The sequence below is a fragment of the Streptomyces scopuliridis genome (assembly GCF_042790125.1).
In the GTDB taxonomy this organism is placed as follows: Bacteria; Actinomycetota; Actinomycetes; order Streptomycetales; family Streptomycetaceae; genus Streptomyces; species Streptomyces scopuliridis_A.
Window position 1 is genome coordinate 504746 of record NZ_JBHTZS010000003.1, and the last position, 21168, is coordinate 525913.

A 21168-nucleotide genomic window follows, 5' to 3' on the forward strand; every position below is an offset into this window, starting at 1 on the left:
GCCCGTGGGAGGCGAACCTCCCGTACGCACCCGTCCGTTCGGTGGTGCACGACCACCGCTACCGGCCGCCGAGGGCCGGGATCCGGGCCGCCGAGAACTCCACCGGGAGGGAGACCGGGATACGCGTCCAGGGCGAGGGGTGCCAGGCGACCTCCTCGGAGGGGATGGCCAGTCTCATGTCGGGCAGCAGATGCAGCACGGTGTTGACGGCCGTGCGGGTGATCAGTCGGGCGGGGACTTGCGCGGGGCAGACGTGGGGGCCCGCGGAGAAGGCGAGGTGGGCGCGGTTGCCTGGTTCGCCGGCGGGGTCGTCGGGGCGGATGGCCGGGTCGTCGTTGGCGGCGGCGATGCCGAGGATGAGGACGTCGCCGCGGCGGATGTGGCGGCCGCCGAGTTCGGTGTCGCGCAGTGCGTAGCGGGCGGGCATGTTGTTCATGGGCGGGTCGCGCCAGAGGGCTTCGTCGAGGGCGTCGTCCACACCGAGCCGGCCGCCGTGCATCCGGGCGGCGAAGCGCGGGTCGGTGAGCATCAGCCGGAGCGTCAGTGACGTCCAGGCGTTGACGCCCTCGGTACCCGAGGAGATCATCACCGCCATCGACTGGATACGTTCCGATTCGATGCGCAGATTCGGGTGGTTGATGAACGCCGTCGTCAGATCGTCGGTCGGGCTCTCCTGCCGGCGGCGCAGCGCGTCGACCAGGATCTCCTCGAAGTGGCGGTTGCCGTCCTGCGAGTCGTCGGCGCTGCCGAACAGCGCGAGGAGCGCCCGCAGCAGCTCCTGGCCCTCCGCGCTGTCCAGCCCGAACAGGGAGGCGATGGAGAGCATCGGCACGATCGTGGCGTAGTCGTTCACCAGATCAGCCCGGCCCTGCTGGGAGAAGCGCGCGATCAGCTCCGTGCACACCGACTGGACCTGGCGGCGCGCCTTGCGCTGGTCGATCCGCGCCACACCGTCGTCCAGCGGCTGGCGCAGCCTGCGGTGTTCGGGGCCGTCCGCGCCGATGACATTGGCGCGCCAGGCCATCATCGGCAGCAGCCCCGAATACGGCGGGACCACGCCCTCGTTGAGATCGCGCCAGTTGCGCGCGTCGCGGGAGAAGACCTGTTCCTGCCGGGTGATCGTGAGCAACTCCCGGTAGCCCATGACGAGCCAGGCCGGTACGCCCGGTTCCAGTTCGACGCGGGCGACATTGCCCCACTGCTCGCGCAGTCTCCGGTAGACCTCGCGGGGTTCGGGCGCGCCGGTCGCGGCCGACAGCGGGAGCAGCTCCGCACCGGGGGAGTGGGCCGGACACTCCGGCGGTGGGGAGAGCGGGGAGGGATGGTTCATGAGGCGGTCTCCTCGGCACGCACCGCGCCGGCGTGCGGCGCGCATTCGACAAGGCTGGTCAGGACATCCACCGACAGGCCACGTTCAGGCTGACGGGGCACGTTCACGCATGTGAGGCATCACCAAAGTCGTTTCCTCCATTGGGCAAACGACCCACTCGCGGAGGAGGACACGGGCAGCGGGCGGCGGCCGGGCGCACGACGCCGGCCCGCGCCCCCGGGCCGGGGGTCAGTACACGTCGCGGACGTAACGCCGGTCGGTGGCGAGCTGTTGGACGTACGCCCCGGCCGTCTCCTCGTCCAGCCCGCCATGGGCGACGGCGATGTCCCGCAGCGCGCGGTCGACGTCCTTGGCCATACGGGAGGCGTCGCCGCAGACGTAGAAGTGGGCGCCGTCCTGGAGCCAGGACCAGAGGCGGGCGCCGTGCTCGCGCATCCGGTCCTGGACATAGACCTTGACGCGCTGGTCACGGGAGAAGGCGGTGTCCAGCCTGGTCAGCGTGGAGTCCCGGCGCAACGCGTCCAGTTCGTCCCGGTAGTAGAAGTCCGTGGCCCGGTGCTGCTCTCCGAAGAAGAGCCAGTTGGGGGCCCGATGGCCACGGGCGCGCCGTTCTTCGAGGAAGCCGAGGAAGGGCGCGACGCCGGTGCCGGGACCCACCATCACCATGGGGGTCGCGGGGTCGGCCGGCGGGCGGAACCGCGCGGCGCGCCGTACATACACCGGTACGGGACTGCCGGGCGCGGCATCGGCCAGGAACCCGGAGGCGACGCCCTTGCGCGCGCGGCCCTGGCGGCTCTCGTACCGGACGACGGAGACCGTCAGACGGATGCGCCCGGGGTCGGTCAACGGGCTGGAGGAGATGGAGTAGAGACGGGGCCGAAGGCGCCGGAGGGCGGCCGTCCACTCGGCCGCGGTGGCCTGGACGGGGTGTTCGGCGAGGACGTCGACCGCCTGCCTGCCCCAAGTCCACTGCGCCAGCTCACCCTTGTTGTCCGGGCGCAGCAGTTTCCTGAGGATACGGTCGCGGCCGCGCTCGGCGACGAGACGGAGCAGGCCGGGGGTGATCGCGGCGATGTCCAGATGGCGGTGCAGGGCATCGCGTACCGGCACGGGACCGACTCCGGGCACCTCCACCGGGGCGGCCGGATCGAGACCGGTGACGTCCAGCCACTCCGCGACGAGACCGGGGCAGTTGAGCGGCCGCACGCCGAGGGCGTCCCCGGCCTCGTAGAGGAGGGGCGTGGCGGGGTCGCGCGTGTCGTAGGTGTCGAAGGTGAACTCGCGTACCTCCTTCGCGGCGCCGGGCAGGCTGAGCAGCCGGTTGCCGGTCAGCCGCGCGAGAGCCGGGGATGCCTCGGAGGGGCGGCTGTCGGCGGGAAGGGGGACAGGGACCGGGGCGGTGGCGCGGACGGCGGAGGGCGCGCTGTCCGGCGCGGTGGCCGCCCCCCGTTCCGCCGGGTCGCGCAGAGCGGTGACCACCTGATCGAGCCACCGCGCCACGGAGCGCTCGTACTCCGGCTCGCAGTCGGTACGCGGCGCCAGCCGGACCGCGCCCAACTCGTCCAGCCGTGCGTCGAGTCGGCGGCCGTAGCCGCAGAAATCGGCGTACGAGGAGTCGCCGAGGGCGAGGACGGCGTACCGCACACCGTCCAGTCGCGGTACGCCGGGCGCGCTGAGGGCCTCCCAGAACCGGGCGCCGTTGTCGGGCGCCTCGCCGTCACCGAACGTGCTGGTGACGAGGAGCAGATCGGCGGTGTGCGCCAGCGTGCCGGGCGTGACGTCGTCCATCGCGAGGAGCCTCGGCGTCCGCCCGTCGCCGGCCAGTCGCCGCGCGGCGGACGCGGCGATCTCCTCGGCGTTGCCGGTCTGCGAGGCCCACAGGACGATGACCTCGCTTCCGGGCGCTGTCTGATCCGGCGCGGCGTCGGTGCCCGCGAGCGTGCCGGTCGCGGATACGGCCCCGTCGTCCCGCTGCGAGGGGCGTGCCGCGAGCCGGGTGAGGGACACCGCGCTCACCTTGAACTCGGGCTGGAACGAGACCGGATCGACCGCGTCGTTGGTGACCGCGTTCACGCTCAGATCCGCGCCGAACAGATCGTTCCAGTGGAAGGGCGCGAAGCACTCCCCCTCCCGTACCCGGTCGGTCACGACGGCGGGCAGCACCGCCCGGCCGCGCCGGGACGCCACCTCGACCGAGTCCCCCTCCCCGACCCCCAGCGCCGCCGCGTCCAGGGGATGGATCTCCACGAAGGGGCCGGGGGCGAGCCGGTTGAGCTTGGCGACCTTCCCGGTCTTGGTGAGGGTGTGCCACTGGTGCTGGAGACGGCCGGTGTTGAGGACATACGGGAACGCGGCGTCGGGCACCTCGGCCGCCGGAAGGTGCGGGCGCGGGAAGAACACGGCGCGGCCGGTGGCGGTGGGGAAGGCCAGCCGGGGCCTCGTTCCGTCCGCCCGCTCGATCGGCGTCTGGCTGACACCGTCGTTGAGATAGCGCACCGGGTTGCGGTCGGGGCCGGCCGGGGACGCGCTCGGCCACTGCACCGGGGTACGGCGCAGCCGCTCATAGGTCACCCCGCGCAGGTCGTAGCCGGTCCTCGGGTTCCAGGCGCGCCTGATCTCCTCGAAGATCTCCTCGGCACCGCTGTAGCCGAACGCGTCCTCGTACCCCATCTCGCAGGCGATCCGGGCGATGATGCGCCAGTCCGGCCAGGCCTCGCCCGGTGGGTCGGCGGCCCGCGCGCTCAGGGTGAGTGTGCGTTCCGAGTTGACGAACACGCCGTCGGCCTCCGCCCACAGGGCGGCCGGGAGGACGACATCGGCGTGCGCGTTGGTCTCGGTGCCGGCGAAGACGTCCTGGGTGACGACGAGTTCGGCCGCCGCCAGCCCCTCGATGACGCGTGTCCGGTTGGCCACCGATGCGACCGGGTTGGTGCAGATGATCCAGCACGCCTTGATGTCCCCGTCCGCCATCCGCCGGAACATCTCCACGGTGCCCTCGCCGGACCGGTCCGCGCCGGATCCGCCGTCGCCCGCCGCGCCGTCGCCCGAACCGCCGTTGCCTGCCGCGCCGTCGCCCGAACCGCCCGACCCGCCGTAGCCCGTCGTGCCGTCGCCCGAACCGCCCGCGCAGGACCGGTGCGGACGCAGGGCCCTGGGCTTGATGCCCCACAGCTCCTCGACGAAGGCCCGGTCCCCGTCCACGAGAAGCGATCGCTGTCCGGGCAGCCCCGGCCCCATGTAGCCCATCTCCCGGCCGCCCATGGCGTTGGGCTGGCCGGTGAGCGAGAACGGGCCGCTGCCGGGACGGCAGATGGCGCCGGTCGCCAGATGCAGATTGACCAGTGCGTTGGTGTTCCAGGTGCCGTGCGTGCTCTGGTTCAGCCCCATGGTCCAGCAGCTCATCCACTCGCCCGCACCGCCGATCCACCCGGCGGCCCGGCGGAGGTCCGCCTCCGGGATACCGGTGATCTCCGCGACCGCGGCGGGCGGATAGTCCTGGAGGAAGGCGGGCATCGCCTCCCAGCCCTCGGTGTGCTCGGCGATGAAGTCCGGGTCGGTGTGGCCGTTCTCGACCAGCAGCCGCAGCAGCCCGTTGAGCAGCGCCAGATCGGTCCCGGGCCTGATCCGCAGGAACAGATCGGCTTTGGCGGCGGTCGCGGTGCGTCGCGGGTCGACCACGATCAGTTTGGCGCCCGCCCTGACCCGCTCCATGAGCCGCAGGAAGAGGACCGGATGGCAGTCGGCCATGTTGGAGCCGATGACGAGGAAGACGTCGGCGTGATCGAAGTCCTCGTAGGAACCGGGCGGGCCGTCCGCGCCGAGTGACAGTTTGTAGCCGCTGCCCGCGCTCGCCATGCACAGCCGGGAGTTGGACTCGATCCAGCGGGTACCGATGAAGCCCTTCGCCAGCTTGTTGGCCAGATACTGGGCCTCCAGCGTCATTTGCCCGGACACATAGAGGGACAGCGCGTCCGGGCCGTGCTCGTCGACGATCGCGCGCAGCCGCCGCGCGGTCTCCTTGACCGCCGCGTCCATCGCCGACGGGGCGAGTTCGCCGCCGCGCTCCGCCCGTACCAGCGCGCTCGTCAGCCGTCCGGGGGCCGCGAGCATCTCTGCGCTCGTCGCCCCCTTGGTGCAGAGCCGGCCCGCGTTGGCCGGGTGCGCGGTGTCGCCGGCCGCCCTGACCACACTCCTGCGGCCGTCGGCGCCCGTGGCGACATCGAGGACGAGCCCACAGCCGACACCGCAGTACGAGCAGACGGTACGCACCTGGGCGAGGGCACCGGCCCGCTGGTTCGGTGCGGTCACGGGCGGGCTCCTTCGTGGTCGGACACTCGTGCCACGACCGTACGCAGCCCCCGTTACCCGCAGGTCACGCCGGGTGATCGCACGCGGTTACACCCGCCACACAGCCGCCCGGAGAGGGGCGTGAGGAGCCGGGCGTCCGACGGTGTTCGCTCCCCGCGCCGGCCGGATTCCCCGGCCCGTGACGGAACTTGCGGAGCCACGGTGGACGAACGGTCGGGGCCGGCCGTACGACCCGAACGGACGCACGTTCCACGGCTTCCTGATCGGGACTCGCCGGTACGGAGGGTGGCGTTCGGCTCCCTCCACGGTGCGGATGGCCGTGCCGATAAAGCTGACAATCGGTGACTTCTCGCGCATGTCGCGGCCGACCATACGAATATCGCGCCGCTGATCAGGAGGGCACTTCGGGCCCTGTCCGACCTCGGACAGGCATCACCCGAACGGGCGAGGCCGGTCCGGCCCTAGTTCACGTAACGTAGTTACAGCGCGAGCCCAGGAGGTTCTTCGGATCCCGCGCCGGACCCTTCCAGGCCGCCGTCGCCGCCTCCTTCCCCCTCCCGCTCCCGGGTTGCGGGGTGGATGCCCACCGGTGAGTGTGGGCCGGAGTTCACAGCGAACACGAACGAAGGAGAGAGCGCGACGTGGCGACTCTGTGTAAACCCGCGGTCTCGGTTCCCCCGTATGTGATCACCATGGAGGACACGCTCGCTCTCGCGCGCTCGCTGCACGCGGACCATCCTCAACTGCCCCTGGCGCTGCGGCTGATCCAGAACACCGGGGTCGCCAAACGACATATCGTCCAGCCGATCGAGGACACGCTCCGGCACCCCGGCTTCGAGGACCGGAACATGCTGTACGAGGCCGAGGCGAAGGCACGCGTCCCCGAGGTGATCGAGCGCGCCCTCGACCACGCCGAGCTGCGCCCCGCGGACATCGACATGATCGTCTATGTCTCCTGCACCGGCTTCATGATGCCGTCGCTGACCGCCTGGCTGATCAACACCATGGGCTTCCCCGGCCACACCCGGCAGCTCCCGATCGCCCAACTCGGCTGCGCGGCGGGCGGCGCGGCCATCAACAGGGCACACGACTTCTGCCGCTCGTACCCCGGCGCCAACGTCCTCGTCGTCGCCTGCGAGTTCTGCTCGCTCTGCTACCAGCCGACCGACCTGGGGGTCGGATCGCTGCTGTCCAACGGGCTGTTCGGCGACGCCGTCGCCGCCGCCGTCGTACGCGGCGCGGGCGGCACCGGGATCGCGCTGGAGCGCAACGGCTCCCATCTCGTACCGGACACCACCGACTGGATCGCCTACAGCGTCCGGGCCACCGGCTTCCACTTCCTGCTGGACAAGCGGGTGCCCACCACCATGGAGCCGCTGGCGCCCGCCCTGCGCACCATGGCCGACCAGCACGGCTGGGACGCCACCGGGCTCGACTTCTACATCATCCACGCGGGCGGCCCGCGCATTCTGGATGACCTCAGCCACTTCCTCGAAGTGCCACCGGAGGCATTCCGGTTCAGCCGGGGCACGCTCACCGAGTACGGCAATATCGCCAGCGCCGTCGTCCTCGACGCGGTGCGCAGGCTCTTCGACGAGGGCGGGGTGGCCGACGGCTCGCGCGGCATCATCGCCGGCTTCGGACCCGGCATCACCGCCGAGATGGCGCTGGGACGCTGGACGACGACCGGCTCCTCCCTCGACACGGCGATGACCGGAGGCCAGCTCGTGGGAAGCCTGGAACGCGACGGTGAGCCGTCGCCCGTGGGCGAACCGGTCCGCTGACACTGACGGTGACGGTGGCACGGCCAGGTCCCCGTGCCGAGCCCGCGGCGCGTGGAGCCCGTCACCCGAACGGCCCCACGCCACCGCACCGACGTACGACCACCACCCCCACCGTCATGGAGCACCGCATGACCCAGCTGACCCAGGCCGAGGGGCTCATCGTCCCCCCGGGCGGGGGCACCACCATCCTCACCGATGCCCAGCAGGTGACTTTCAAGGTCACCGGAGAGCATTCCCGGGTCTCCTCCAGCTTCGAGGTCGTCGTGCCGCCCGGCTTCGACGTCGGCGCCCACCGGCACACGCACAGCGAGGAGCTGTTCTACATCCTCGACGGTGAGCTGGACGTGCTGGCCTTCGAACCGCGGGTGCTCGGCGAGGACTGGCGGCACTGGGAGTCCGTCTCGGGACTGAAACCGGTGCGGGCCACACCGGGCACGGTCATCGTCGTGCCCCCCGGCTGTCCGCACGCGTTCGCCAACCGGGGCGACAGCCCGGCCAAGATGTTCTTCCAGTCGTCCCCGCCCTCCGGTCATGAGCGGTACTTCAAGGAACTCCTCGACATCCTCAAGGACGGCGGCACGCCCGATCCCGCCGCCATCGCCGATCTCCGGCTGCGCTACGACATCGAGCAGCTCACCCCCCTGCGCCACGACGCCCAGGAGGGTCCCGGCGGCGATGTCGGCTCCGCTTCCTCGGCCACTCGTATGAGTCACTGACGCTGCGTGAAAGCGGTCCCTGACTGACCGTAGGGGGATGGACTCCGCATCGGACAGCAGGCGCCCACCGCGGCGAACCTTCCGGCGGGCCCGGTCGTCGGTCATCGGCGTCCTGCTCGTCATGGCCGCCCTGACCGCCGGCTGGCCACTGATCGACCGGGCCCTGAACGATCACGAGCGGGTGCCGGACGGCACGCTGCTGGAGCTGGGGCCCGATGACAACATCGCGGTGCTGCGGGTGACCGGCGCCGGCTGGGCGCTCAGCAAGTCGGCGAGCGACCCGGACTCGATGTACGTACTGACCCGCGGCGGTGTCGACGTGGTCGCCGGGTATGTCGCCCTCACCGCGCCCGGCCAGGCCGGAGAGCTGTGGGCGGGCCTGCGCAAGGTCCAGTCCGTCACGTACGAGAACACCCGGCTCGGCCCTCCTCACCCCGTCACCAGCGCCGGGGGCGCCGAGGGCGAGACGGGCACACTGACCCGTGGCGACCGTACGGGGACGGCCACCGTCTGGCTGCCGCCCGACCTGAGCTACGCGGTCGAGATCACCGTACTGGCCAGGCCGGACGCGGATCCGCGCGCCTCGGCGGACGCCGCGGCCATGGTCCGTTCCGTGGCCTTCCCCCGGGAGGCGCCATGACGACGACCGTCGCCTCCGCGTACACGGGACTGCGCGGCTCCCTCCGACGGCGGCCGGTGGGCTGGCTGTGCGGCGTCCTGTGCTTCCTCGGACTGGCGCTGCTCGCCCTCGAATTCGGCCCGGTCATCCGGGTGTTCCCCGGCCCGGCGGTGCTGGCCTTTCTGCTGCTGCTGGTCACACTGGGCATCGGGGTGGCCGTCCTGGGGCGGGTACGTCCGTTCCAGGCACCGCCGCGCGGCTGGGCCTGGAGCGGGGTCGCCTGGGGGGCCACCGCGGCGACCGGCTGCGCGATCGTGGCCAACGGCGGTCTCCAGGGGATCTGGTTCAAGGCGGCCGGGATCGACTTCGGCTCGCGGTGGGGCGCCGCGCTCACCGCCCCGCTCAACGAGGAACTCCTCAAGGTGTCCGGCGTCGCGCTGATCGCCCTCGGCGCACGGCAGTTGGTACGCGGTCCGCTCGACGGGTTCTTCCTCGGCGCCTTCACCGGACTCGGCTTCCAGGTCATGGAGAACTGGACCTACGCGATGAACTCCATCCTCAGCGGTGGGGGAGTGAACGCGGACAACGACGTCCTCCAGTCCTTCGTCACCCGGGTCGGACTGACCGGCCCCGGCTCGCACTGGGCGATGACCGCCGTCTCGGGGACGGGCATCGGCATCCTGCTCGCCCACAGCGGGCGGCCGGTGCGCCGGCGGATCGTACCGGCGGCTCTCTGCCTGCTGACCGCCATGACCATGCACTGGCTCTTCGACTCACCCCTGCTCGGCTCCGCCGGTGGCATCGCGGGCAAGGTGGTCATCAACTTCCTTGTCGCCGTGGGGTTCTATGTCGTCCTGCGGCGCCGCGCGCGGCGCCGGGCCCGTGCCTTCCTGCTCTCGCCGGAATCCCCGTTCTCCATCGAACTGCTCACCCGCCGCTCCCGCAGACGCGCCCTGCGCCGGGTGCCGCCGGCGCGCCGCCCCGCCGCCGCTCTGCGGGCCGCCGGCCATCTCGCGGTGGTCGAGGAGTACGCGGCCGGAACATACAGACCGCCCGGTTCGGTGGGTACGCTTGACAGTGAACGACGGGTGAACGGGTGACGTCTGTCCGGTGAACCCCTGGACGGTGCGACGGGAGCGTCCCGATGGCACAGCAGCGTGCGGTCAGAACACGCGCCGCGATCCTGGCGGCGGCGGCCTCCGTCTTCGACCGGTACGGCTACGACGCCGCGACGATCACGGAGATCACGGCGCGCTCCGGGACGACCAAGGGCGCCCTCTACTTCCACTTCCCGTCCAAGGAGGAGCTGGCGCGGGGTGTGCTGCGCGCGCTGACCGGGGACCTCGCCGTGGAACCGGCGGACTCCCATGTCCAGGAGCTCATCGACATGACGATGGCCGTCACGTACCGCTCCCTGCACGACCCGGTCGTCAGGGCCGGTCTCAGGCTCGCCGTGGAGCGGGGGTCGGTCGACTTCTCCGAGGTCAGCCCGTTCCCGGTGTGGGCGGGGCTGGGCGAGGACCTGCTGCTGCGGGCGGCGGAGCGGGGCGAGCTGCTGCCGTACGTCGTGCCACGAGAGACGGCCGAACTGGTGGTCAGCGCCTGGGCGGGGATCCAGGTCTACGCGCGCGTCGTGGCCGGACGTCGTGATGTGGAGCGCCGGATGTCGGTGATGTGGGCGCATCTCCTGCCCAGCGTGGTGATGCCGCGCCTGCTGCTCGAACTGGACGTGGCGCCCGACCGGGGCGCGCGCGTCGAAGCCGTCCGCGCTCTCCGGTCGGCCTCAAGCGGCTCTTGAGCCGTACGGGAGCGGGCCGCGGGTGCGATCGGGGAGACTGGGGCCGTTACAAACCGCCACGACGGATTGTTTCCGCCCACGCACCGCTTCCGGTCCCCCGCACCAGGAGACGATGATGGTCAAACAGGAGCGCGCCGCGCGCACCCGGCGATCACTGATCCGGGCCGCCGCGGAGATCTTCGCGGCCGAGGGGTTCGTCCCGGCGTCGCTCACCATGATCAGCCGGCGGGCCGGGGTGAGCAACGGAGCGCTGCACTTCCACTTCACGAGCAAGGAGGCCCTGGCCGGGGCGGTCGAGGAGGAGGCCGCCCGGGAGGTACGGCTGATCACCGAGTCGCAGAGCTGCGACGAGGCTCAGGTCCTGCAACTCCTGGTCGACGCCACCCACGCGTTGATGCGCCGCCTCGACGAAGACGTCGTCGTACAGGCCGGTTTCGAGCTGAGCGGTGACATCTCGCGCCCCGGCGGCGTCGATCTGCGCCGGCAGTGGCGGTGCTGGGTCGAGGGCATACTCCAACGCGCCGCGTCCGACGGCGGGTTGGCGGACGGTGTGGTGCCGGACCATGCCGCAGACGCCCTGCTGGCGGCGACGGTCGGGTTCGAGGTCCTCGGCGCCCGGGACGGCAAGGAGTGGCTCTCCCGCCCCGCGCTGACCCGGTTCTGGGAGCTGATGCTGCCGGGACTGGCCGCGCGGCCGGACTCTCTGGTCACCCGCGGTTCTCCGGGGGCGGCCCGTCCCCGCGCGAGCGAGGCATGAATCGTCCGGCCGGGACGGGGCTCTTTCCGCACGGCGCCGTGGAATTCCCCCATGGTTCGCGCCACGTTGCTCCGGCGCGCTTTTCGGCGGTTGTCGCGTACCCCAATTCCGCCGTCATGCCCGGTAAATGAAGACGTTGGAGATGTGCTCGACGGTTACTCAAGAATTCAAGAAGTGAAGCCCGTGCGGGTCTAACATGCCTGGCGTCGAAGAGTTATTCGGCGGGGATTCGACGAGGTGCGGAGGAAAACCGTGGAGATTCAGGTTTCGGGGCCGTTGCGTACCAGGAGAAACCGATGACGGCCCCGAGAAATCCGGTGGCCCTGATCACCGGCGCGACACGGGGGATCGGACTCGGGGTGGCGCGGGAGCTCGGTGGCCGGGGCCATCGTGTCTTCATCTGCGCGCGGACCGCGCAAGAGGTCAAGCAGACGGTCGAGGATCTGCGCGCCGAGGGGATGGAGGCCGAGGGCACGGTCGCCGACGTCCGGGACCGCGCGTCGGTGTCCGCGCTGGTGGCCGCCGTCGTCGGGCAGTTCGGCCCGGTCAACATCCTGGTCAACAACGCGGGCCGGGGCGGCGGCGGGCCCACCGCCGAGATAGCCGACGAGCTCTGGTACGACGTGATGGACACCAACCTCAACGGCGTGTTCCTGCTGACACGCGAGGTCCTGGTGCACGGCGGTCTGCTGGACTCGGGTTACGGACGCATCATCAACATCGCCTCGACCGCCGGGAAGCAGGGCGTCCTGATGGGCGCGCCCTACTCCGCCTCCAAGCATGGAGTCGTCGGCTTCACCAGGTCGCTCGGCAAGGAACTGGCGCCGCTCGGTATCACCGTCAACGCGGTCTGCCCGGGGTACGTGGAGACCCCGACCGCCGAGCGGGTCCGCCAGGGGTACGCCGCGGCCTGGGACACCACCGAGGACTTCGTCCAGGCGCAGTTCGAGGCGAAGATCCCGCTCGGGCGCTACTCCACCCCGGAGGAGGTCGCGGGCCTGGTCGGCTATCTCACCACGGAGAGCGCCGCCTCGATCACCGCGCAGGCGATCAACGTCTGCGGTGGCATGGGCTACTCCTGAGCCGATCCCCGAGGGGGCCGTAGACGCACGCGTATGGAACTGAGCTTCGTGGCTATGTTCCGTCTCACCGGAGTGGACTTGACTGTACGCATGACACAGACCACGCAGAACGCCCAGGCAGAGACGAAGACGACCCTCGTCATCGGTGGCACCGGCAAGACCGGCCGGAAGGTCGCGGAGCGGCTCGCCGGCAAGGGCCTTCCGGTGCGCATCGGTTCGCGCAACGCCGACCGCCCCTTCGTATGGGAGGACCCGGCCACCTGGGCGGGCGCGCTGGAGGGCGTCGGAGCCGTCTACATCACGTACTACCCCGACCTCGGTTTCCCCGGGGCCGCCGAGGTCGTCGGCGAGTTCTCCGCGTTCGCCGTCGCCCAGGGCGCGCGCCGTCTGGTGCTGCTCTCCGGCCGCGGCGAGGAGGGCGCGCAGGCCGGCGAGGAGAAGATGAAGGAGTCCGGCGCCGACTGGACCGTGGTCCGGGCCAGCTGGTTCAACCAGAACTTCAACGAGAGCTTCTTCCTCGACCCCGTGCTCGCCGGGGAGCTGGCGCTGCCGACCGGTGACGCCGTCGAGCCCTTCGTGGACACCGACGACATCGCCGACGTGGCCGTCGCCGCGCTGACCGGAGACCAGCACATCGGCAAGACCTATGAAGTGTCCGGCCCCCGGCTGCTCAGCTTCCAGGACGTCGCCACCGAGCTGTCCAAGGCCACCGGCCGGGAGATCAGCTACATCCCGGTCTCGATCGACGACTACCGCGCCGCGCTGGCGGAGCACGGGCAGCCGGTCGAGTTCGCCGACCTGTTCGGACTGATCCTCGACGGCCGCAACGCGCATCTGGTGCACGGAGTGGAGGAAGCCCTCGGCCGCAAGCCCCGTGACTTCTCCGACTTCGCCCGCGACGCCGCCGCCAGCGGCGTCTGGAACGTCTGACCCCGCACGGCGAACGGGCGCTGCCGGTACGCGGACGGCCTCCGCGTACCGGCGGCGCACGACGCACCATCCGCGAGGAGGCGGCCATCAGTACCCCCATGTCCAGCGAGTTCGGACTCGCGTCCCTGCCCGGTCACTTCCACGGATTCGCGCTGATGCACATCGCGATGCGCCGGGACGCCCGCCGGCTGCTCGCCGCCGCTCCCGCCCTGACCCCGGCCGGGCTCGGCGCGGCTGCCACGTGGTGGCGGCAGTTGCGCGACATCATCGACTGGCACCACCACAGCGAGGACGAGGTGCTCTGGCCGGAACTGCTCAGCAGGGCACCGCGGTTCACCGCCGAGGCACGGCGGCTCGGTGACGACCACGCCGTGCTCGACCGCGCCATGGAGGCGGTCTCGGCCGCACTGCGCCCCGGCGGGAATCTCACCGCCGTGGGCTCCGCGGCCACCCGCTTCGACTCCGTACTCCGCGATCACCTGCGTGACGAGGAGACCGTCTCCTTCCCCGTCTTCGCCCGGCTCGCCCCGGACGACTACCTCGCCGTGGAGCGGAAGGTGATCGCCAGCGCCCCGTTCGCGGTCATGACGCGTCTCCAGCCCTGGATGTTCGACGGCGCGGACAAACGCTCGGTGGCGCATGTCGCCGCCACGATCCCGCCGCCCGTTCGGCTGATCGGCCGGACGGTACTGCGCCGGCGGTACGAACGGACCCTGGCCGGAGTGATCCGCCCCCACTGACCCGCCCGTTGTGAAGGCCCGACCGGATGAGGAAGCCCCGATGCAGACCGCTCCAGCAGTCGCCGGCCCCGTGCTCGCCGCCGCCACCATCGGCACCGGGCTGATGGCGGGGCTCTACTTCGCCTTCGACGTCTCGGTCATGCCGGGACTGGCCGACGCCGACGACCCCACGTTCGTCACCGCGATGGGCACCATCAACCAGATCATCGACAACAGCGCCCTGTTCGGCCTGCTGTTCGTCGGGGTGTTCCTCGCCACGGGCGTCGCCGCCGTACTGCAACGACGCCTGGACAGGCCGGACGCCGCGCGCTGGACCCGGACCGCCTTCGCCCTCTACGCCCTGTCCGTCGCGATCACCCTCTGCGTCAACGTCCCGCTGAACAGGATGCTCGCCCGCGCCGTATCACTGGGCAGGGCCACCGACTTCGGCGTGGTACGCGGCAGATTCGAGCGGCCGTGGACCTCGGCCAATGTCGTCAGGACCCTGGCCTGCACGGCGGCCCTCGGCGCGCTCGGTCGCGCCCTGGTCCTGCACGGCAGGGGAGCGGCCCGGCCGCTCTGACGCCCCCTGGGCCCGTCCGGGCCCACCCAGAACCGCGCCCGCCCTTCTTACTCGTTCCCCCGCGGGGAGGGCGGGCGCGTCCTAACCTGAGACGGATCCACAAGAAACGGTGCCCCTTCATACGGCACCGTCTAAGGTGATGACATGGACACACTGACCGGTCTGCTCGAAGGCCCGAAGGCCCGCGGCGCGTTCCTGCTCAAGTCCGTCTTCAGCCCACCGTGGTCCCTGCGGGTCGAGGACCGGGCGCCCATCTCCGTCGTCACGATGGTCCGCGGCGACGCGTGGGTACTCCCCGACAACGGGCATCCGGTCCGGCTCTGCCCCGGCGACGTCGCCGTGATGCGCGGGCCCGACGCGTACACCATCGCGGACCGGCCCGAGACCCCCGTCCAGATCGTCGTCGGCCCCGAACAGCGCTGCAACACCACCGAGGGCGAGGACGTCACCGAAACGATGGCCCTGGGCGTACGGACCTGGGGCGACGACAGCCGGGCCGGCTCCTCGGTCATGCTCAGCGGCACGTACCAGGCGCCCAGCGAGATCGGACGCCGGCTGCTGGCGGCGCTCCCCGTACTGCTCGTCCGCCCCGCGGAGGCGGGCGACAATCCGCTGGTACGCATCCTCGCGGACGAGATCGGCAAGGACGAGATCGGCCAGGAGCTGGTCCTCGACCGGCTGCTCGACCTGCTCCTCGTCAGCGTCCTGCGCACCTGGCTCGCGGTCCCCGAGTCCGGCGCGCCCGCGTGGTACCGGGCCCAGAGCGACCCGGTGGTCGGCCCGGCGCTACGACTGCTGCACGAACAGCCGGGCAGGGCCTGGACGGTGGCCTCGCTCGCGGACAACGTCGGTGTCTCCCGCGCGGGTCTGGCCCGTCACTTCACGACGCTCGTGGGGGAGCCGCCGATGGCGTACCTCACGGGCTGGCGGCTCACCCTCGCGGCGGACCTGCTGCGCGAGCCGGACGCGACGGTGGCGACGGTGGCGCGGCGGGTGGGGTACAGCGGGGCGTTCGCGCTGAGTGCGGCGTTCAAGCGGGTGCGGGGGGTGAGCCCTGCGGAGTTCCGGCGGGGTGAAGGCGGATCGGTGGAGCGGGTGGGGTCGGGGCGGCGGACGGTGGTCCTGGACCGGTGAGGTGCGCCGTCCGGCGGGGGGTCGTGGTGCGGGTGCGCCTCCCGGCGGGGGGCCGTGGTGCGGTGCGCCGTCCGGCGGGGGTCGTGGTGCGGGGCGCGGTGGGTGGTGCCGGGTGCCGGGGCCTCCGGAGGTACGTGTCCGGGCTGCGCTGCGATCGATGTGCGACTCCGTCGCGTGGTCACCGCGCTTCGCGCGAGCTGCGACGCTTTACGTCCGGACACGCACCTCCTGCGACCCCGGCCCCCTCCCGCCGGTGGGCCCCACCAGCGTGCGCCCCGGCCGGGGTTGGGGGCGGGTGCGGGATGGTGCCGCCGCCCCGGGCAGGCCGGGTCGCTTGTGCGGGCGGTGAAGGGGGGCGCGCAGGGGTCGTGTCCGGGACACTAAAGCGTGATTTGTGGCGCGCGACCGCCCGCCTTCCAACTGTGGCCCGTCACGCGACGTAAATCATGCCGTCCCGGGCGCGAGCCCCGGAGCGCCACCCGGCAACGACCCGCACACACCCACCGGCCCCAGCCGAAACGCACCGGAACAACGCCCCCCCCGCCGGACGGCGCACCGCTCCGGAGCGCCACCCGGCGACAACCCGCACCGCACCACCGGCCCGAGCCGAAACGCACCCCGGACAACGCCCCGCCGGACGGCCCACCGCTCCGGAGCGCACCCCGGCGACAACCCGCACACACCCACCGGCCCGAGCCGAAACGCACCGGGACAACGCCCCCCCCGCCGGACGGCGCACCGCTCCGGAGCGCACCCCGGCGACGACCCGCACGTGACCACCGGCCCCAGCCGAAACGCCCCCCCCCACGCCCGCTCACCGCAGGTGCGACGCTCCGTTGAGGTCCAGGATCGTTCCCGACGACCACTCCGCCCCCGGCGACGCCAGCCACACCACCGCCCCCGCGATCTCCTCCGCCGTGCCCACCCGCCCGAACGGGCTCTGCGCGCGGATCGACTCGCCCTCCTCGCCGGTGAGGCGGGGCGCGACGCGTTCCGTGGTGAAGAAGCCCGGGGCCACGGACGCGACGGCGATGCCGTGCGGGGCCAGGGAGACCGCCAGGGACTGGCCCAGGGCGTGGACCGCCGCCTTCGTCGCGCCGTAGGCCGGGTGGTCCGGTTCGCCGCGGAACGCGCCGCGGGAGCCGATGTTGATGATCCGGCCGGGCGTCGCGCGGTCGATCATGGAGCGGGCGGCGCGGTGACTGAGCAGGGCCGTGCCCAGCAGGTTGACGGAGAGGTGGCGCTGCCAGGCCGCCGTCCAGTCGTCGTACGACGTGGTGGGCAGCGGGTGGGGCTCGTTGACCGCCGCGTTGTTGACGAGGATGTCGATCCCGCCGAGCGCCTCGGCCGCCTCGTCCGCCACCCGCGCCGCGTCGGCGGGGTCGGAGATGTCGCCGCCCACCAGCGCGTGACCGGTGCCGGCCAGCGACTCCAGGGTGTGGCGGGCGTCGGCGGAGCGGGTCGCGTAGTGGACGGCGACGCGGTCGCCCTGGGCGGCGAAGGCCAGGGACACGGCGCGGCCGAGGCCGCGGGAGGCGCCGGTGACGAGGACGCGGCGGCCGGTGGACGGCAGATTCATGGGAAAGCGGGCCTCTCGATGTCGGGCGGTGTTCAAACGCTGTTTATCCGCGGGCGGGAGCGTCGGGAGCGTACCCCCGACCCATGTGCCCCTTCAGGAGACCGCGATGTCGCTGACCCGCAGGGAATTCACCGGAAGATCCGCGCTGACCGGGGCGGGGCTCGTCCTCACCGGCGCCACCGGAGCGTTCGCCACCGCGCCCGGCGCGCTGGCGGCGGAGGACGCTCCCGAGGTCGCCTCCGGGCCCGCGCCCGCGCCCGGTTACGGGCCGCTCGTCCCCGACCCGCGCGGCATGCTCGCGCTGCCGGCCGGGTTCACGTACAAGGTCATCACACACAGCGGTGTCACCAAGCTGGAGTCGGGTGAGGACACCCCGTCCAACCACGACGGCACCGCCACGTTCGAGGGCCCGCGCGGGGTGACGCTGCTGGTCAACAACCATGAGCTGAAGGGTCCCAGGGGCGACTGGGAGTTCCCGGTGCCGCTCACCGAGGGTCTGGTCTACGACCCCGCCGCGGCCGGCGGCTGCACGGTCGTCGAGACGCACCGCGACGGCCGTACCGCGGAGTGGGTCGGGATCGCCGGCACGTCCACCAACTGCGCGGGCGGACGCACCCCGTGGGGCACCTGGCTCACCTGTGAGGAGAACTCCGACCGGGCCGGGCAGAACGGGATGACCAAGGACCACGGGTATGTCTTCGAGGTCGACCCGTACGACCGCCGTGCCAACCGGGACCCCAAGCCCATCAAGGCGTTCGGGCGCTATGACCACGAGGCCGTGGTCATCGATCCCCGTACCGGCCACGCCTATCTGACGGAGGACGACTCCGAGCCCAACGGGCTCTTCTACCGCTGGGTACCGCCGCACGGCTTCAAGCACGGGCGGGGGCAGCTGCGCCGGCTCGCCGATGACGCGGGTGTGCTCCAGGCGCCCCGCTGCTTCGACGCGGGCGGCCGTTTCGTGGACGACCTCTCGCGCGCCGCGAAGATCGGCACCGTCTACGGCGTGGACTGGGTGGACGTACCGGACCGGGACGGGACGACCGTGCCCGTACGGGAGCAGTTCGACGGCGAGGACGTCACGCGCGCCAGGAAGCTGGAGGGCATGTGGTGGGCGGACGGCGGCGCGTACATCGTCTCCTCGTACGCCCGTGACGAGAGCCCCGGCGTGCCGCACGACGGCCAGGTGTGGTTCTACCACCCGCGCCGCCGCACGCTGACGCTCAAGGTGCTGCTGGGCGTCAACGCGGACCCGGACAAGGACGGCGCCTTCGACGGGCCGGACAACATCACGGTCTCGCCGTACGGCGGCCTGGTCATCGCGGAGGACGGCGAGGGTCTCCAGCATCTCTTCGGGGCGACGGAGCGCGGTCGCACGTACCCCATCGCGCGCAACGACCTCAACGACAGCGAGTTCACGGGTGTCGTGTTCTCGCCGGACGGCCGCACGCTGTTCGCGAATATCCAGGAGCCGGGCATCATGCTGGCCATCACCGGACCGTGGCGGCGCACTCCCCGGGACTGACCGCGAAAACCCGTGGCAGACGGGCCCGTTGCCTCCCTAAAGTCATGCGTGTCCAGGTGCGACAGGCAGGACCTACTTCCACTCATAATGGGGAGGACGCGGGTTCGACTCCCGCCACCGGTACCCATGCCGGTGTAGCTCAGCGGCAGAGCACCATCTGTCGGTTCCGCCGGCCTTGATCTCTGGACACACCACTTCGCACCTCCCGGTGCGCGGGCAGCGGCTACTTCTTTGAATGAAATCACGCCGCCGCCGACTCTGATCTCGGGAGGCGCGGCGTGCGGAGGCGAGGCCGCCCCTATTTCGCCGTGCTCTCCCTGGAATTCGTTTCTGAATTCGGGGGAATTCTCATGTCTCGTTTCAATACCCGTGCGGCCACGGCCCGTCCCGCTTCGCCCGTACGGTCGATCGCCGCCGCCCGTACCCATGAGGGCGGCGACGGTGTCCTGCGCGACGCGAAGTCGGAGCTGTTCCTGCTCGCGGTCGCCAACTTCGTTTCCCAGCAGACGACTTACGAGTCCGGCGAGGCGCGCGACGACCGGTTCCGGGCGCTCGTGCGGAAGCTCGCCGTCGCGGAGCCCGAGTGGACCGCCGGGCTGCTCGGCTGGCTGCGCGGTGAGGGCCAACTGCGTACCGCCTCGATCGTGGGCGCCGCCGAATACGTCAAGGCGCGGCTCGACGCGGGTGTGACGGACGGCCCGGCGAACCGGCGGGTCGTCGACTCCGTTCTGCTGCGCGCGGACGAGCCCGGTGAACTGCTCGGTTACTGGATCTCGCACTACGGCCGCAATGTGCCCAAGCCGGTCAAGCGCGGAATCGCGGACGCCGTCCGGCGGCTCTACAACGGAAAGTCGCTGCTGAAGTACGACACCTCCGCGAAGGGTTATCGATTCGGCGACATTCTCAATCTGACGCATGCCTCGCCCGACCCGGCGAAGGCATGGCAGGGCGAGCTGTTCCGTTACGCGCTCGACCGCCGGCATCACCCGGAGGCGGCTGTTCCGCCGCTGTCGGACCGTACGCTCACCGCTCACCGGGCCCTGATGGAGGTGCCGGTCGAGCGGCGGCGCGCGGTGATCACGGCCGCCGACGGGGCGGCGCGGCTGGCCGAGGCGGGGATGACCTGGGAGGCGCTGGCCGGCTGGCTCCAGGGGCCGATGGACGCGGCGGCCTGGGAAGCCGTCATTCCGTCGATGGGCGCCATGGCCCTGCTGCGCAACCTGCGGAACTTCGATCAGGTGGGTGTCAGCGACGAGGTCGCCGCCCGGGTGGCCGAGAAGATCGCGGATCCGGAAGTGGTCGCGAAGGCGCGGCAGTTCCCGTTCCGCTATCTTGCCGCGTACCAGCACGCGCCGTCGCTGCGCTGGTCGTATCCGCTGGAGCGGGCGCTCGGTCACTCGCTGGCCAACGTGCCCTCGCTGCGTGGCCGGTCGCTGGTCCTGGTCGACCGTTCGGGTTCGATGTGGTCCCCGCTCTCCGACCGCTCCGAGCTGAACCGCGCGGACGCCGCGGCGATCTTCGGAACGGCCGTGGCGATGCGGGCGGCGGACGCCGATCTGGTGGAGTTCGGTACGCGCAGCGCTCCGGTGACGTACCGGCGGGGCGAGTCCGTGCTGAAGGTGCTGGAACGCTTCGGTGACCTCGGCGGTACGAATACGGCCGAGGCGGTCCGTACCCACTACCGGGGCCATGACCGGGTGCTGATCGTCACCGACGAGCAGGCCGCGTACAGCTCCCGGGGCGGCCCTGCCGCGCAGGTCCCGGCCGGTGTCCCGGTCTATACCTGGAACCTCGCGGGGTACCGGACCGGGCACGGCCCGTCCGGCGAGGCCGGCCGGCACACGTTCGGCGGGCTGACCGACGCGGCCTTCGGAATGGTCCCGCTGCTGGAGGCGGGACGGGACGCCCGCTGGCCCTGGAAGGGGTGATCCGGGCGCCCGTGGGTGGCCGGGCATGGCGCGTCGGGGCTCCTTGGGCGCATACTCCAAGTAATGACAAAGTCAGCCGGATCCCGGCGCCACCTGCCGTCCAGTCCCTTCAACCGCCAGGCCCCGGCCTCACCCCCGCCCGAGCAGTTCGATGTGGGAGACCGTGTCTCGCACGATCAGTTCGGGTTGGGAAGAGTCATCGGAGTCGAGGGCGAACACGCCGTGCTCATCGATTTCTCGGGGCGACAGGGGAGGATCCTGAGCCCCTTCGCCAAGCTGACCAAGCTCTGAAGCCCCTGACCGGGAGCTTGGAGGCCGTGCCCCCGGGCCGCCGCGGACCCTCAGGACCCCCCGCGGGCCCGGGGGGTCGTGGCAC

The 21168-nt window shown here is 71.6% G+C and carries 17 protein-coding genes; 14 read left to right on the forward strand and 3 right to left on the reverse strand.

Annotation, left to right across the window (positions count from 1 at the left end; genetic code table 11):
• Window positions 1–58 precede the first annotated feature (58 nt).
• Window positions 59–1330: a cytochrome P450 family protein gene (locus ACFRKB_RS06665; protein WP_383103855.1), complete on the reverse strand. Its 1272-nt coding sequence runs from the start codon at window positions 1328–1330 to the stop codon at window positions 59–61.
• Between the two features lie 228 nt (window positions 1331–1558).
• Window positions 1559–5599, reverse strand: a complete 4041-nt coding sequence (locus ACFRKB_RS06670) for a molybdopterin-dependent oxidoreductase (protein WP_383103910.1) — start codon at window positions 5597–5599, stop codon at window positions 1559–1561.
• Between the two features lie 680 nt (window positions 5600–6279).
• Between ACFRKB_RS06670 and ACFRKB_RS06675 the strand changes: the two genes are divergently transcribed.
• The 11 genes from ACFRKB_RS06675 to ACFRKB_RS06725 all read left to right on the forward strand — a co-directional run bounded on the left by ACFRKB_RS06675 (window position 6280) and on the right by ACFRKB_RS06725 (window position 15760).
• On the forward strand, window positions 6280–7422 hold the full coding sequence (locus ACFRKB_RS06675; protein ID WP_383103857.1) for a type III polyketide synthase: 1143 nt from the start codon (window positions 6280–6282) through the stop codon (window positions 7420–7422).
• Window positions 7423–7550: 128 nt separating this feature from the next.
• Window positions 7551–8138 carry a cupin domain-containing protein gene (locus tag ACFRKB_RS06680; RefSeq protein WP_383103858.1) on the forward strand — a complete coding sequence of 196 codons (588 nt, stop codon included), beginning with the start codon at window positions 7551–7553 and terminating at the stop codon, window positions 8136–8138.
• Window positions 8139–8175: 37 nt separating this feature from the next.
• Window positions 8176–8778 carry a hypothetical protein gene (locus ACFRKB_RS06685; RefSeq protein ID WP_383103860.1) on the forward strand — a complete coding sequence of 201 codons (603 nt, stop codon included), beginning with the start codon at window positions 8176–8178 and terminating at the stop codon, window positions 8776–8778.
• Complete coding sequence (locus ACFRKB_RS06690) at window positions 8775–9857, forward strand: PrsW family intramembrane metalloprotease (protein WP_383103862.1); 1083 nt, start codon at window positions 8775–8777, stop codon at window positions 9855–9857. Before ACFRKB_RS06685 ends, ACFRKB_RS06690 begins: the two co-directional genes overlap by 4 nt.
• A gap of 44 nt (window positions 9858–9901) precedes the next feature.
• Window positions 9902–10555, forward strand: coding sequence for a ScbR family autoregulator-binding transcription factor (locus ACFRKB_RS06695; RefSeq protein WP_383103864.1), 654 nt, complete (start codon window positions 9902–9904; stop codon window positions 10553–10555).
• Between the two features lie 112 nt (window positions 10556–10667).
• Entirely contained in the window at window positions 10668–11312 is a 645-nt protein-coding gene (locus ACFRKB_RS06700; protein WP_383103866.1) for a ScbR family autoregulator-binding transcription factor, read from the forward strand.
• A gap of 296 nt (window positions 11313–11608) precedes the next feature.
• On the forward strand, window positions 11609–12394 hold the full coding sequence (locus ACFRKB_RS06705) for an SDR family NAD(P)-dependent oxidoreductase (protein ID WP_365974970.1): 786 nt from the start codon (window positions 11609–11611) through the stop codon (window positions 12392–12394).
• Between the two features lie 90 nt (window positions 12395–12484).
• Window positions 12485–13324, forward strand: a complete 840-nt coding sequence (locus tag ACFRKB_RS06710; RefSeq protein ID WP_383103868.1) for an NAD(P)H-binding protein — start codon at window positions 12485–12487, stop codon at window positions 13322–13324.
• Between the two features lie 98 nt (window positions 13325–13422).
• Complete coding sequence (locus tag ACFRKB_RS06715) at window positions 13423–14064, forward strand: hemerythrin domain-containing protein (protein ID WP_383103869.1); 642 nt, start codon at window positions 13423–13425, stop codon at window positions 14062–14064.
• Window positions 14065–14104: 40 nt separating this feature from the next.
• Window positions 14105–14626, forward strand: coding sequence for an anthrone oxygenase family protein (locus tag ACFRKB_RS06720; protein ID WP_383103871.1), 522 nt, complete (start codon window positions 14105–14107; stop codon window positions 14624–14626).
• Between the two features lie 144 nt (window positions 14627–14770).
• Window positions 14771–15760 carry an AraC family transcriptional regulator gene (locus tag ACFRKB_RS06725; protein WP_383103873.1) on the forward strand — a complete coding sequence of 330 codons (990 nt, stop codon included), beginning with the start codon at window positions 14771–14773 and terminating at the stop codon, window positions 15758–15760.
• An 814-nt stretch (window positions 15761–16574) separates the two neighbouring features.
• Here the strand turns inward: ACFRKB_RS06725 and ACFRKB_RS06730 are convergent.
• Entirely contained in the window at window positions 16575–17339 is a 765-nt protein-coding gene (locus ACFRKB_RS06730) for an SDR family NAD(P)-dependent oxidoreductase (protein ID WP_383103875.1), read from the reverse strand.
• A gap of 106 nt (window positions 17340–17445) precedes the next feature.
• Between ACFRKB_RS06730 and ACFRKB_RS06735 the strand changes: the two genes are divergently transcribed.
• The 3 genes from ACFRKB_RS06735 (at window position 17446) to ACFRKB_RS06745 (ending at window position 21083) form a co-directional block, all read left to right on the forward strand.
• Entirely contained in the window at window positions 17446–18864 is a 1419-nt protein-coding gene (locus tag ACFRKB_RS06735) for an alkaline phosphatase PhoX (protein WP_383103877.1), read from the forward strand.
• A gap of 350 nt (window positions 18865–19214) precedes the next feature.
• Window positions 19215–20792: a TROVE domain-containing protein gene (locus ACFRKB_RS06740; protein WP_383103878.1), complete on the forward strand. Its 1578-nt coding sequence runs from the start codon at window positions 19215–19217 to the stop codon at window positions 20790–20792.
• Between the two features lie 63 nt (window positions 20793–20855).
• A complete protein-coding gene (locus ACFRKB_RS06745; RefSeq protein WP_078490871.1) occupies window positions 20856–21083 on the forward strand; it encodes a hypothetical protein in 228 nt (75 codons plus the stop codon).
• The last annotated feature ends 85 nt before the right edge of the window (window positions 21084–21168 follow it).

Coding starts and splice junctions, on each gene's coding strand:
- ACFRKB_RS06700 (WP_383103866.1), top strand. CDS start 10,668: ATGATGGTCAAACAGGAGCGCGCCGCGCGCACCCGGCGATCACTGATC.
- ACFRKB_RS06665 (WP_383103855.1), bottom strand. CDS start 1,330: ATGAACCATCCCTCCCCGCTCTCCCCACCGCCGGAGTGTCCGGCCCAC.
- ACFRKB_RS06705 (WP_365974970.1), top strand. CDS start 11,609: ATGACGGCCCCGAGAAATCCGGTGGCCCTGATCACCGGCGCGACACGG.
- ACFRKB_RS06690 (WP_383103862.1), top strand. CDS start 8,775: ATGACGACGACCGTCGCCTCCGCGTACACGGGACTGCGCGGCTCCCTC.
- ACFRKB_RS06715 (WP_383103869.1), top strand. CDS start 13,423: ATGTCCAGCGAGTTCGGACTCGCGTCCCTGCCCGGTCACTTCCACGGA.
- ACFRKB_RS06735 (WP_383103877.1), top strand. CDS start 17,446: ATGTCGCTGACCCGCAGGGAATTCACCGGAAGATCCGCGCTGACCGGG.
- ACFRKB_RS06695 (WP_383103864.1), top strand. CDS start 9,902: ATGGCACAGCAGCGTGCGGTCAGAACACGCGCCGCGATCCTGGCGGCG.
- ACFRKB_RS06680 (WP_383103858.1), top strand. CDS start 7,551: ATGACCCAGCTGACCCAGGCCGAGGGGCTCATCGTCCCCCCGGGCGGG.
- ACFRKB_RS06725 (WP_383103873.1), top strand. CDS start 14,771: ATGGACACACTGACCGGTCTGCTCGAAGGCCCGAAGGCCCGCGGCGCG.
- ACFRKB_RS06740 (WP_383103878.1), top strand. CDS start 19,215: ATGTCTCGTTTCAATACCCGTGCGGCCACGGCCCGTCCCGCTTCGCCC.
- ACFRKB_RS06730 (WP_383103875.1), bottom strand. CDS start 17,339: ATGAATCTGCCGTCCACCGGCCGCCGCGTCCTCGTCACCGGCGCCTCC.
- ACFRKB_RS06720 (WP_383103871.1), top strand. CDS start 14,105: ATGCAGACCGCTCCAGCAGTCGCCGGCCCCGTGCTCGCCGCCGCCACC.
- ACFRKB_RS06710 (WP_383103868.1), top strand. CDS start 12,485: ATGACACAGACCACGCAGAACGCCCAGGCAGAGACGAAGACGACCCTC.
- ACFRKB_RS06745 (WP_078490871.1), top strand. CDS start 20,856: ATGACAAAGTCAGCCGGATCCCGGCGCCACCTGCCGTCCAGTCCCTTC.
- ACFRKB_RS06685 (WP_383103860.1), top strand. CDS start 8,176: ATGGACTCCGCATCGGACAGCAGGCGCCCACCGCGGCGAACCTTCCGG.